Source organism: Aeromicrobium endophyticum (assembly GCF_003586285.1).
Classification (GTDB): domain Bacteria; phylum Actinomycetota; class Actinomycetes; order Propionibacteriales; family Nocardioidaceae; genus Aeromicrobium; species Aeromicrobium endophyticum.
In genome coordinates this window covers 259,682-272,023 of sequence record NZ_QUBR01000001.1, presented here as the reverse complement: position 1 = coordinate 272,023, position 12,342 = coordinate 259,682, and the positions used below count along the sequence as shown (strand labels likewise).

12 protein-coding genes are annotated in these 12,342 nt (G+C 73.1%); 6 read left to right on the top strand and 6 right to left on the bottom strand.

The window, feature by feature from the left end; translation table 11 throughout:
- Positions 1 to 4: 4 nt before the first annotated feature.
- Positions 5 to 718: a GAF domain-containing protein gene (locus DX116_RS01355; protein WP_119702447.1), complete on the bottom strand. Its 714-nt coding sequence runs from the start codon at positions 716 to 718 to the stop codon at positions 5 to 7.
- A 74-nt stretch (positions 719 to 792) separates the two neighbouring features.
- Between DX116_RS01355 and DX116_RS01350 the strand changes: the two genes are divergently transcribed.
- Entirely contained in the window at positions 793 to 2,310 is a 1,518-nt protein-coding gene (locus DX116_RS01350) for a gamma-glutamyltransferase (protein WP_119702446.1), read from the top strand.
- 7 nt (positions 2,311 to 2,317) lie between these two features.
- Positions 2,318 to 3,337: a glycerophosphodiester phosphodiesterase family protein gene (locus DX116_RS01345; protein ID WP_233556529.1), complete on the top strand. Its 1,020-nt coding sequence runs from the start codon at positions 2,318 to 2,320 to the stop codon at positions 3,335 to 3,337.
- An 8-nt stretch (positions 3,338 to 3,345) separates the two neighbouring features.
- On the opposite strand, the gene DX116_RS01340 is transcribed toward DX116_RS01345, so the two are convergent.
- The 4 genes from DX116_RS01340 to DX116_RS01325 all read right to left on the bottom strand — a co-directional run bounded on the left by DX116_RS01340 (position 3,346) and on the right by DX116_RS01325 (position 5,880).
- Complete coding sequence (locus DX116_RS01340) at positions 3,346 to 4,161, bottom strand: hypothetical protein (RefSeq protein WP_119702444.1); 816 nt, start codon at positions 4,159 to 4,161, stop codon at positions 3,346 to 3,348.
- 63 nt (positions 4,162 to 4,224) lie between these two features.
- Complete coding sequence (locus DX116_RS01335) at positions 4,225 to 4,452, bottom strand: PspC domain-containing protein (protein WP_119702443.1); 228 nt, start codon at positions 4,450 to 4,452, stop codon at positions 4,225 to 4,227.
- Positions 4,427 to 4,699 carry a hypothetical protein gene (locus DX116_RS01330; protein WP_119702442.1) on the bottom strand — a complete coding sequence of 91 codons (273 nt, stop codon included), beginning with the start codon at positions 4,697 to 4,699 and terminating at the stop codon, positions 4,427 to 4,429. Before DX116_RS01330 ends, DX116_RS01335 begins: the two co-directional genes overlap by 26 nt.
- Entirely contained in the window at positions 4,696 to 5,880 is a 1,185-nt protein-coding gene (locus DX116_RS01325) for a PspC domain-containing protein (RefSeq protein ID WP_158591862.1), read from the bottom strand. The genes DX116_RS01330 and DX116_RS01325 overlap by 4 nt, the downstream gene beginning before the upstream one ends.
- A gap of 132 nt (positions 5,881 to 6,012) precedes the next feature.
- On the opposite strand from DX116_RS01325, the gene DX116_RS01320 reads away from it, so the two are divergent.
- A complete protein-coding gene (locus DX116_RS01320) occupies positions 6,013 to 7,281 on the top strand; it encodes an ATP-binding protein (RefSeq protein ID WP_119702440.1) in 1,269 nt (422 codons plus the stop codon).
- Complete coding sequence (locus DX116_RS01315; protein WP_119702439.1) at positions 7,278 to 7,919, top strand: response regulator; 642 nt, start codon at positions 7,278 to 7,280, stop codon at positions 7,917 to 7,919. The genes DX116_RS01320 and DX116_RS01315 overlap by 4 nt, the downstream gene beginning before the upstream one ends.
- A gap of 10 nt (positions 7,920 to 7,929) precedes the next feature.
- On the opposite strand, the gene DX116_RS01310 is transcribed toward DX116_RS01315, so the two are convergent.
- Positions 7,930 to 8,415 carry a DUF2000 family protein gene (locus DX116_RS01310; protein ID WP_233556528.1) on the bottom strand — a complete coding sequence of 162 codons (486 nt, stop codon included), beginning with the start codon at positions 8,413 to 8,415 and terminating at the stop codon, positions 7,930 to 7,932.
- On the opposite strand from DX116_RS01310, the gene DX116_RS01305 reads away from it, so the two are divergent.
- Both DX116_RS01305 and DX116_RS01300 read left to right on the top strand, forming a co-directional pair.
- Entirely contained in the window at positions 8,408 to 9,220 is an 813-nt protein-coding gene (locus DX116_RS01305) for an AraC family transcriptional regulator (RefSeq protein ID WP_119702438.1), read from the top strand. The two genes, DX116_RS01310 and DX116_RS01305, sit on opposite strands and share 8 nt — an antisense overlap.
- Positions 9,217 to 12,339 carry a BTAD domain-containing putative transcriptional regulator gene (locus DX116_RS01300; RefSeq protein WP_119702437.1) on the top strand — a complete coding sequence of 1,041 codons (3,123 nt, stop codon included), beginning with the start codon at positions 9,217 to 9,219 and terminating at the stop codon, positions 12,337 to 12,339. The genes DX116_RS01305 and DX116_RS01300 overlap by 4 nt, the downstream gene beginning before the upstream one ends.
- Positions 12,340 to 12,342 lie beyond the last annotated feature (3 nt).

Sequence of the window (12,342 nt, the reverse complement as noted above, 5' to 3'; positions counted from 1 at the left end):
GCGATCAGTCGGCGCGGTCCGAGCCACCCTGGCTGAAGCCGAGACCGAGACGACCGTCGACGACGTCGCGTGCGACGGCGCCGAGCTCCTCGCCGCGGGAGAACGCCAGGGCGCGCAGCAGCGCGAGGGCGTCCTCGTAGCGCACGTCGGCCTGCAGGCCGAGGACGTCGGTGGCCTGGTGGACGACGTCGCGGTCGGTCAGCACCTCGGCGAACACGTGGCTCTGAGCCCCGATCGCGGGGTTCTGGAGCACCGCGGTGCCGATCGCCGTGCCGAGGAAGCGAGCGTCGACGTCATCGGTGTCACGCAGTCCCCCCTCGCGGTGCGCCAGCAGGACGCCGCGCAGCGCCAGCTCCGACCGCAGGGGGATCGCGACGAGCGTGCCCGCGAATCCGAGCGCTGCCAGCTCGGGTCGCAGGGCGGGCCATCGCTGGTCGGCGGGGTCGGAGAAGTCGCCGACCACGACCTGACCGGTCTCGAGCGAGTCGATCAGCGGCCCCTCGCCCGTCACGTCCTGCAGCGACTCGAGCCGGCGGGACAGCAGCTGTGTCCAGCCCACCGTGGTGCGGCCGTCCGGCACGGTCTCGCTGGTGATCACCACGCCGTCGGCGGCGAGCATGACCCTGCTCGCCTCGCACAGGCGCTGCTGCAGGGTGTCGAGGGCCTTCACGGACGCGAGAACGGCGGTGAAGCGTGTCAGCGCGTCGTCATAGATCATTTCCGTACATTCCCCCGACGGCCTTCGCCAAACATCCGAGGTGCGCCGCGGCCCCGGCCAGATAGCCTTCGCGGGTGCCCGACGTCTCCATCGCCGCCCCCAACGAAGCCTCCGCCGACGCGGGCGAGCAGGTCGCGCGGGGCGGCGGCAACGCCGTCGACGCGGCGCTGGCCGCAGCCCTCGTGACGATGGTCAACGAGGTCGGGCTCGTGTCGATCAGCTCGGGCGGCTTCGTGACGGTGCAGCCGTCCGACGGCGGCCCGCCCCAGACCGTCGACGGCTGGATGGACATGCCCGGTCGCGGCCGATCGCTCGGCGGCGGCACCTGGGACGTCGACACCGACTACGGCGGCGGGGTGACGGTGACGATCGGTGCCGGCTCGGTCGCGGCGCACGGCTCGATCGCGGCGTTCGAGGAGGCGCACCGGCGCTGGGGCAGCGTCCCGTGGCGCGAGCTCGTGGCGCCGGCGATCGACGTCGCCCGCCGCGGGTTCCGGCTCAGCTCGGCGTCGCGCTACTACCTCGACTACGTCCACGACGACATCTTCGGGTGGGACGAGCAGAGCCGGGCGGCCGTGCACGACGACGCCGGCGCGATGGAGCGGGGCTCGATCGTGCTGCCCGACCTCGCGGCCTCGCTCGAGCTCATCGCCGCCGACGGTGCGTCCGCCCTGCACACCGGCGAGCTCGCGCGACTCATCAGCGACGACGTGATCCGCCGGGGCGGCATCCTCGGCGCCGCCGACCTGGCCGACTACCGTCCGGTCGTCCGACCGTCGCTGATCAGCCGTGTCGGCGACTGGACGTTCGGCACCAACCCGCCGCCCTCGGTCGGCGGTGTCTGCGTCGCCGCGATGCTGCGCCTGCTCGACGGTCGTCCTCAGGGCGACTGGGACGCGGCCGACGTCGAGCACCTGGTGCGGGTGCAGCGCGCCGTGCTCGGTCACCGGCTCGACGTGCTCGACGTCAGCGACGACCTGGCCCACGACGCCGGGGCCTTCCTCGCCCTGGTCGACCGCGATCACCTGGCCGTCCTCGAGTCGGGGTCGACAGCGCACGTGTCGGCGACCGACAGCGACGGCGGGGCCTGTTCGGTCACGGTGTCGTCGGGCTACAGCTCGGGCATGATCGCCCGCGGCACCGGCATCTGGCTCAACAACTGTCTGGGCGAGCCCGAGCTCAACCCTCGCGGCCTGCACGGCCTCGCGCCCGGCACGAGGCTGTTGTCGAACATGGCGCCCACCGTCGGCCACCACGTCGACGGGTCCGCGCTGGCGATCGGGTCGCCGGGAGCCGATCGCATCACCACGGCGATCGTGCAGGCCCTCGCGGGCTTCGTCAACGGCGGGATGGGCCTGCAGCAGGCGATCGACCACCCGCGCGTCCACCTGCACCGCGCTGGGCGGCCGGACGAGGTGGTCAAGACCGAGACCGAGCTGTCGATGTACTACGGCGGTGTCGCGGCGACGCTCCGACGTCCCTCTCCGGGCGTCGGTGGCGACGAGACCATGGTGGCCGCCGCCGATCCGCGCCGCGATGGTGCCGTACGTCTCGTCCGCGGATCGACACCGAGGCCTCCTGCTGCGCTTTGATGGACGGGTGTCCTCTCCGGCGACCCCCATCGTGATCGGCCACCGCGGAGTGCCCGGCGAGCGGCTCGAGCACACGCGGCCCTCGTACCTCCGGGCGGTCGAGCAGGGCTGCGACTACATCGAGCCCGACGTCGTGGCCACGAAGGACGGACAGCTGGTCGTCCGGCACGAGAACGAGATCAGCGGCACGACCGACGTGGCGAGCCGCCCGGAGTTCGCGGGCCACAAGACGGTCAAGTTCATCGACGGCGTGGCGTACTCGGGCTGGTTCACCGAGGACTTCACCCTCGCCGAGCTGAAGACCCTGCGGGTGCGCGAGCGCCTGCCGCAGCTGAGGCCGCAGAACATCCCGCTCGCCCGCACCGAGCAGATCCTGACCCTCGACGAGGTGATCGACATCGCCGAGCAGGCCTCGGCCACGCGGGAGGAGCCGGTCGGCGTCTACGTCGAGACCAAGCACCCCACCTACTTCGCCGGCCTCGGGCTCGACCTCAACGACCTGCTGATCGACGTGCTCGAGCGCCGAGGCCTCAACCACCGCGGCGCCAAGATCGTCATCCAGTCGATGGAGACCGGCAACCTCAAGGCGCTGCGCGACCGCACCCCGCTGACGCTGGTGCAGCTGATGGACCGCCAGGGCGCGCCTTACGACCTGGTCGCCGCCGGGGACCCGCTCACCTACTGGGCGATGCGCAAGCCTCCCGAGCTGGAGAGGATCGCTGCCTACGCCGACGGCATCGGCCCCAACAAGAGCCTCGTCATCAAGCGCGACCTGCGCGCACGGCTGGCCAAGACCACCAAGCTCGTGCGCCGCGCCCACGCCCTCGGCCTCGTCGTGCACATCTGGACGATGCGCAGCGAGAACAACTTCCTGCCGGCCGATCTGCGCACCAGCCGCGACAAGGCCGCTCACGGCGATGCCGTGGGCGAGTACCTGGCGTTCTTCGACGCGGGCGTCGACGGGGTGTTCTCCGACTTCACCGCCACGGCGGTGCAGGCCCGGTCGCTGTGGCTGGGGCGTCCGTAGGCGCCGGTTCATCGAGCCGACGTTGCCCCTCCGCGCCGGTCGACCCACGGCAGCGACACGACCATCCGCTGCGCGTCGGACGGGTGGTCACCGTCGTAGCGCATCGCGACGGTGTCGCCGACACGTGGCACGTCGGCGACGTCGAGGTGCCCGGCCAGCTCGGCCCATCGCGTGGTGCCGGCGGTGTCGACGAATCGTAGGGTCACCCGGACCAACGAGCGGATCGGTGGTCCGTGCTCGCCGTGCTGCAGCTGCTGTGCGAGCACGTCGGCCGCCGTGACCGTCGCGGCGGCCGCGACGCCCGAGACGGCGATGCGTTGCAGGGTTGCCTGAGCGTCACGGCGGCGTCGCCAGGTCAGCCAGGCCCCCACGAGGAGGACGGCCGACACGCCCGCGAGCGCCGGCGGACCCCACGACGCGAAGCCCCACCAGCCCTCGGATCCGGCCGCGCCGGCAGGCCGGTCGCCCCACTCGCGAGGCGAGAGCACCAGGGCGACGGCGGCGACCCCGAGCAGCAGCGCCGTCCTGACCAGCACAGCGGCCGCAGGCCCGATGCGGGACGCGAGCGAGATGATCAGGGCCAGGCCGAGGCAGATGACGGCGGGGACGGACAGAGCCGCGACGACGGGCTGCCAGGTCAGGTCGTCGACATCGGGCCCGGTGCTGAGCGTCGTCCCGATGCCGAGCCCCAGGACGGACCAGGTGAAGGCCGCGTCGACCAGCACCGTCAGGGGCAGCACCATCGTGAACAGGCGGGTGCGTCGACGTCGGGCAGCTCGCTCGGCGCGTGCCGTCCTCGCGATCGAGGGATCCTGCAGTGCCACGGTGCCTCCCGATGGTGGTCGTGCGGTGCTCGGGAGACATCGTGACACATCGCTCTCGCCGGCTCAGACGACCGGATCGGCCGCCGTCACGCTGACCGTGTCGTGGCGGTCGCGCCGGGGCATCAGCACCCAGGCGACGACGTAGCCGACGATCAACGAGCCGGCTCCGAGGATCGTGCAGACGACGAGGACGAGCCGCACGACGGTGGCGTCGATGCCGGTGTACTCGGCGATGCCGCCGCAGACGCCGGCGATCCACCGGTCGTCACGGGAGCGGGTGAGCTTCTTCATGGGAGTCTCCTTCGACGGTGGGGGTGGTGACGGTGGGGGCGGGGGAGGGGGAGGTCGTGGACGGACGTGCGCCGCGCAGCGTCGCGGCGATCCCAACGATGCCGAGCACGATCAGGACACCCGCGGCGGACAGGCTGAGCTGGCGGGGCGTCAGCAGGTCCTCGTGCCAGACCGCCCAGCTGCCGACGGCGGCGAGGAGGACGATCCCGAGGGTCAGCTCGAGCCAGCGGAAGGGATGACGGTTCATCGGCTGGTCACCTCCACGTGCCCGATCTTCTGGTCGATCGTGATCGTCAGGGGCTCGCCGTCCGGCGGGGGAGCGCCGGTGCCGTCAGACGTGGTGCTGCCGTCGGACGCCGAGACGTCGACACCGGCGAGCTCACGTCCGAGCACCTCCACCTGCCCGGCGTCGAGGTGCGCCTCGACCCGGACCCTCAGCCCCCCGGGGACGATCACCCGGGTCTCGCCGATGCCCGCACGGATTGCAATCGTTCGCCCTTGCAGCTGGTCGGGGTCGGTCACCCCCGTGAGGTCGAGCGCGAACTCGCCGATGCCGTGCCTGTAGGCGTCGGCGACGTCGGCGGCGACGGTCGGCGAGGGCGTCTGCTGACCGATCCGGCCGCTCGGGAACACCGATCCGACAGCCAGAGCGACGGCCAGCAGCACGCCGATCGCCATCAGCCAGCCGGCGTCACCGAGGACCGTGCCGATCAGGATCCCGAGGGCGACGATGCCGAGGGCCACCGCGACGTACGCGGTCCAGTGCACGTCGTGCCGTGTCTCGTCGTAGATCCACGTGACGGCCAGAGCGATCGCCGTGATCGACGACGTCAGCACGAACAGCGCCGGCGAGCGACGTCTGCGCGGCGTGCGCGTGACGGCGCCCGTGAGTGGTGCGCCCGGGTGCGTCGCCTCGAAGACCGGGGTGCCGCCTGTCGCCCGGGCGTCCGCGGACGACCGTGCCGCGCGACGCTGGCGCGGACGCACCCAGACCAGGTAGAGCAGCAGGCCTACCGGGACGATCCACCACGAGGTGTCGCCCCACCACGCCCAGCTGCTGTCGCCGATGAACGACAGGGCGGCCACCGCGACCGCCGTGACCAGCCCGATGACCCGCACCTGTCGTTCGTTGCGGTCGAGGTTGAACCAGTCGGCCGCGACGCTTCGCTCGGCGTCGTCCGCCGGCAGGAGCAGCCACGCCGCGAGGTAGAGGATGACCCCGGCGAAGCCCGCGATCATCAGCACCGCGATGATCACGCGCACCACGATGGGATCGATGTTTAGGTAGCGGGCGGCACCTGCGCAGACACCCGCGACGACGCGGTCGTCGGACGAGCGGCGCATGTCGGCGATGGTGCGAAGGCGGTGCGGGTCGAAGTCGTCGTCCGCCCCCGGAGGCGGGGGCGGCAGCTGCTGGGTGTCGTTCATGTCCCCATCGTCGCGCCCTGCGGGTACGTCGCGCATCGGGCAGGACCCTGATCCTGACCCTGCACGTCTCGGGGGGTGGCCGGGGTCGATGCCTGGTGGCGGCCGCCGGTAGACCCGTGTGACGATCGTCCGGTGACCTCCTACCGCCGCGCGTACCGACCGGCCGAGCACCGGCTCGTCGGTGGCGTCGCAACGGGTCTGGCCGAGCACCTCGGCGTCCCCGTGGTCTACGTGCGCGTGGCCTTCGTGGTCGCCACCTGGTTCCAGGGCGTCGGCGTGCTGGCCTACCTGCTGCTGTGGCGGCTGCTGCCGCTGCGCCGCCCCGACCTGTCGCCGGGGCTCGAGTCGGCGACACGTCGCGGCCTCCGGGGCTCCGGCCGCGCGGGTGCTCGTGAGATCGTCCAGACCGCGGCCGTCGGATCGGTCGGCATCGGCGTGCTGCTGGTCATCCAGGCCACGGGGCGCGGCATCGACGACCACGTGTTCGGCCCGCTGCTCGTGGCTGTCATCGGGGTGGCCGTCGTCTGGCGACAGCTCGACGACGTGACGTGGAGCCGGTGGATGCGCGACACCAGCGGCTGGGCGTTCGCGTCGCGCGTCGCCGCCGGGGGCGTGCTCATCGCCGTGGCAGCGGTCTACTTCGTGTCGAAGGAGGGCGGCTGGAGCGCTGCCGTCAACCTGGCCTCCGCGCTGGTGGTCGCCGTGCTGGGGCTGGGGCTGATCCTCGGGCCGTGGATCGCGCGCCTGACCAGAGACCTGACGGAGGAGCGCCGCGAGCGGGTGCGGTCGCAGGAGCGCGCCGACGTCGCCGCCCACCTGCACGACTCGGTGCTGCAGACCCTGGCGCTGCTGCAGAAGAACGCCGGCGACGCCTCGGCCGTCGCCACCCTCGCCCGGCGCCAGGAGCGCGAGCTGCGCGACTGGCTGTACGGCAACGACGAACGCCCCGGCGACTCGCTGCTGGCCGCGCTCAAGGCGGCGGCCGCCGAGGTCGAGGACGTCCACCGAGTGCCGGTCGAGGTCATCGCCGTCGGCGACGTGCCGCTCGACGCCGACATGACCGCGCTCGCCAGGGCCGCACGCGAGGCGATGGTCAACGCGGCCAAGCACGCCGGCGTCGACCGCATCGACGTGTACGTCGAGACCGACGGCCGCAGCGCCGAGGTGTTCGTGCGCGACCGGGGTGCGGGCTTCGACCCCGCGACGATCGCCATCGACCGCATGGGCGTCCGCGCCTCGATCATCGCCCGCGTCGAGCGGCACGGCGGCACCGCCACGATCCGCAGCGCGCCGGGCGAGGGCACCGAGGTGGCGCTGCGGGTGCCGGTCCGGGGCCCCGAGGGCGAGCCCGTCCCCACCCCCGGCACCACCCGCACCGCCACGGAAGAGGTCATCCCATGACGAAGCTCCGCGTCGCGATCGTCGACGACCACGCGATGTTCCGCACCGGCGTCCGCGCCGAGATCGACGGGCCCGTCGAGGTCGTGGGGCAGGCCGAGGACGTCGAGTCCGCCGTCGCGATGATCGTCGAGGCAGCACCCGACGTCGTGCTGCTCGACGTCCACATGCCCGGCGGCGGGGGTCTCGAGGTGATCCGCCGCCTGCACCTGCGGCACCCCGAGACCAAGTTCCTGGCGCTGTCGGTCAGTGATGCCGCCGAGGACGTCATCGGCATCATCCGTGCCGGCGCCCGCGGATACGTCACCAAGAACATCTCGGGGCCCGAGCTGCTCGACGCGATCGACCGGGTCGCGGCCGGCGACGCGGTGTTCTCGCCCCGCCTGGCCGGCTTCGTGCTCGACGCCTTCGCGGGGACGATCGAGGTCGCGCAGGTCGACGAGGACCTCGACCGCCTGACCGAGCGCGAGCGCGAGGTGATGCGCCTGATCGCCCGCGGCTACGCCTACAAGGAGGTGGCCAAGGAGCTGTTCATCTCGATCAAGACCGTCGAGACCCACGTCTCCAGCGTCCTGCGCAAGCTGCAGCTGTCGAGCCGCCACGAGCTCACCCGGTGGGCCAACGACCGACGGCTCATCTGACGCCGACCGGTCAGCGGTGCAGCGGTGCGCCCTTGAACGTCTTGTCGACGGCGTTCTTGGGGCCGTGCACCGCGATGCCCACGAGATCGAGGTCGTCGGTCGCGACGGCTCGGACAGCCGCCCGGTTGTCGCGGTCGTTGCCGGTCGAGAACATCTCGCGCACGTAGACCGACATCGCCAGCCCCCGCGTCACGGCCTTGGCGTGGGTCGCCGTCAGGCGCTCGGCGTCGCCCTCGAACACCACGATCGGCTGACGGATCATCGCGAGGTACACCGTGCCGTCGGCGTCCTCGTACGGGCCGCCGATCAGCTCGGGGTCGTGGGCCGCGATGCCGCTGACGAGGAACGCGGTGACGTTCAACGCCTGCCAGGGCTCGAGGTCGTCGCGCAGCAGCACCGCGACCTTGGTGTCGAATCGGATCGGTTCGGGGGTCTCCATGCGACCAGCGTCGGCCACGACCGTGCGCAGGGTCTTGTACGTTTCTGACATGGCCATCGGCGAGCACGTCCGCGCGTGGCGGCCGGCCGTCCCGGGCGTCGGCGAGGTGCTGCACGCGCACTTCACCGAGCACGCCTACCCGGCGCACACGCACGACCTGTGGACCGTGCTGCTGGTCGACACCGGCGGCGTCTCGTACGACCTCGAGCGCCATGCCCACGGGGCCCCGGCCCGCTCGCTGACGTTGCTGCCGCCGCACGTCCCCCACGACGGACGCGCGGTGGCGACGTCCGGCTTCGACAAGCGCGTGCTCTACCTCGACGAGACCTGGCTGCCGCTCGATCTCGTCGGGGCCGCCGTCGCGCGACCGTCGGTGCGCGACGACCAGGCACGCCGGGACGTCGCGGCCCTGCACGACGTGCTCACGGCCCCCGGCGACGAGCTCGAGGCGGAGTCGCGGCTGGCCGTCGTCGCCGAGCGTCTGGTGCAGCACCTCGGCCGCACGGCCCCTGCGCCCCGCACCGGGCGCGAGCCGCGGCTGGCACGGCGCGTGCGCGATCGTCTCGACCGCGACGTCACCGACGTCCCGACGCTCGGCACGCTGGCCGGTGACCTCGATGCCCATCCCACGCAGCTCATCCGCGCCTTCAGCCGTGAGTTCGGGCTGCCGCCGCACCGGTACGTCACGGGCCGACGGGTCGACCGCGCGCGGCGGCTGCTGCTCGACGGGATGCCGGCGGCCGAGGTGGCGGTCGAGGTCGGCTTCCACGATCAGGCCCACCTCATCCGGCACTTCCGGCGCACCCTGGGGGTCACCCCCGGCGCCTACGCCCGGCCCAGGTCCGGGCTGGACGCCCCATGACCCGGGTGCAGGTCGACGTCCTCGGACCGCTGCGGGTGTGGGTCGACGACCACGAGGTCGACCTCGGCGGCGCGCGCAGCCGTGCGCTCGTGGCCCGCCTGGCGCTGGCCGGCAACCGCCCCGTCAGCGCTGCGGCGCTGGTGGCCGACCTGTGGGGCGACGACCTGCCGGCCGGGGCGACCAACGCCTTGCAGTCGGTCGTGTCGCGCACCCGGCGACGGCTGCCGGAGGGATCGCTCGAGCTGACACCGGCGGGCTACGTGCTGCGCTGCGACCGGGTCGATGCGGCCGAGTTCGAGCGGCTCGTGGGCGACGGACGCGCCGATGCCGGCCTGGCGCTGTGGCGCGGCGAGGCGCTGGCCGACGTCTCGGACGCGCCGTTCGCCGCCGCCGACGCCCGGCGACTGGCGGAGCTGCGCCTCACGGCGGTCGAGGCGAGCCTGTCGCCGCGCGTGCACGGCGACCCGACCGTGGTGGCCGATCTCGACGAGCTGACCGCCGCCCACCCGTACCGCGACGGTCTCTGGCGCCTGCTGCTCACGGCTCTGGCGTCCCACGGCCGGGCCAACGAGGCGCTGGCCCGCTACGAGCAGCTGCGCGCGATGCTGGCCGACGAGCTGGGCACCTCACCGTCGCCCGAGCTCCAGCAGCTGCACGTGTCGATCCTGCGCGGCGACCACGAGCCCGTCCGCCGGGTTCATCGGTCGCTGCCGGCCGGCCTGACGTCGTTCGTGGGCCGCGAGGGCGCGATCGCCGACCTCGCGGCCGCGCTCGTCGACCACCGTCTCGTGACGATCCTCGGCCCGGGGGGTGCCGGCAAGACCCGCCTGTCGATCGAGACGGCCCGCTCGACGTCCGACCGGTTCGAGCACGTCTGGCTGGCCGAGCTGGCCGCCGTCACGGGCGACGACGGGATCGTCCCGGCCGTCGTCGCCGCGATGGGCCTGCGCGAGGTCGTCGTGCTCGAGCGCCCGTCCGCCGCGCCGCGCCCCGACGAGCGGACGCGACTCGTGGAGGCGGTCCGTGACGTCGAGGGGCTGCTGGTGCTCGACAACTGCGAGCACCTGGTGGACGGCGTCGCCCGGCTCGTCGCCGACCTGCTGGCACACGCCCCGTCGATGCGGGTGCTCGCGACCAGCCGTGAGCCGCTGCGCATCATCGGCGAGTTCTCCTACCAGGTCAGCCCGCTCACCATGCCGGCCGCGGACGACGCCGTCGAGGACGCGCTCGCCCACAGCGCCGTGCAGCTGTTCGTGCAGCGCGCCCAGGCCGTCGACCGCGCCTTCGCGCTGACGCCGGAGACCCTGCCAGCGGTGCGCGAGATCTGCGTGCGGCTCGACGGACAGCCGCTCGCGATCGAGCTCGCCGCCGCCCGTCTGCGCACCCTGACGGCGTCCCAGGTCGCCGCCCGCCTGTCCGACCGCTTCCAGCTGCTGACGGGCGGCAGCCGCACCGCCCTGCCGCGGCACCGCACGCTGAGGGCCGTCGTCGAGTGGAGCTGGGACCTGCTCGACGACGACGAGCGAGGCCTCGCCGAGAGCCTCGCCGTGTTCCCCGGCGGGGTCACGCTCGAGAGCGCCGCGGCGGTCCACGGTGGGGCGGAGCGCACCGAGGAGCTCGTCGAGTCGCTCACCGACAAGTCGTTGCTGGTGGCGGTCCGCGGAGGCACCCCGCGCTTCCGGATGCTCGAGACGCTGCGCGAGTACGGTCTCGAGCGACTCGTCGAGCGAGGCGTCGTCGGCGAGGTCCGCCAGGCGCACCTCGAGCACTTCCTCTCCGTGGCCGAGGCGGGGGCCGTCGGGCTGCGTGGATCGGGCCAGCTCGAGGCGCTGGCGCGGCTGGACGCCGACCTCGGCAACATCATGGCGGCGCTGCGCTTCGCGATCGACGGGGGCGACCGTGCGCGCGCGGCGCGGTTCGTGACGGCGCTGGGGTGGTTCTGGTCGATCCGCAGCCAGCACCAGGAGTCGTTCGACTGGGCCACGACGGTGCTCGGGCTGCCCGGCACGGCCGACGCCGCCAGCGAGATCTGCACCGAGGCGCTCGGCATCGCCGGCATCCTCGCGGCGAGCCAGTTCGACACCGGTCCCGACGCCGCGTGGCGCGAGCCGGTCGGCCGCGTCCTCGCCCTCTGGGACGAGCACGAGCCCGATCATCCCGTCGTCCACGTCGTGATGGCGGCGATCGACTTCTTCGGTGTCGCGGGCGGCCGCACGCTCGACCGACGCGACGACCCGTGGACACGCGCGATGATCGACCTCCTGCGCATCGTGATGCTCGACAACTCCGGACGGCTGAGCGAGTCGGTCGAGCTCATCGACCCCGTCATCGAGGCGTTCCGCGAGATCGGCGAGCGGTGGGGCCTGGCGATGGGGCTGACGCAGCGGGCGACGATCCAGTCGATCGACGGCGATGTCGAGGCGGCGCTGGCCTCGTGGCAGGAGGCGCTTCCGCTCCTGGCCGAGCTGGGGGCGGCCGAGGACGTCGACTTCTCGTCGATGCGGGTCACGGCCCTGCGGGTGGCGCGAGCGACGGAGGCCGAGCTGCACGACCTGCGTCGCGAGCTGGAGGCCGTGCACGAGCGTGCTGTCGCGACGGGCAATCGTCGCCACGAGGCGGTGACACGCATGAACATGGCGGTGCTCGAGCACGTCATGGGCCACGACGCCGAGGCCGTGGTCCACCTCGAGCACGTCCTGGCGCACCGCGACCCGACGTCGGAGTTCGGCAGCGGGCAGATGGAGTCGCTGGTCCGCTCGCAGCTGGCCGTGGCGCGGCTCGGCGTCGGCGACGCCGCCGGTGCCGCCCGCGAGCTGGCCGCCGCCGCACGCGTCGGTCTGCAGACCAAGGACATGCCGGTGCTGGCGGAGGTCGCCGGTGCCGCAGCCTTCCTCGCGCACGGACGCGGTCACGACGAGGACGCCGCGCGGCTGCTCGGCGCCGCGGTGGCCATCCGCGGTCGCGCCGACCGGTCCAACCGCGACGCCGCCGAGCTCGCCGAGGCGCTGCGACGCAGCCTCGGCCCGAGTGCGTTCGAGCGGCTCCGCGCGGAGGGGGCGGCCCTCGACCAGCAGGCTGCCGCCACCCTGGCACTCGCCGACACAGGCCTGACGACCTGAGCC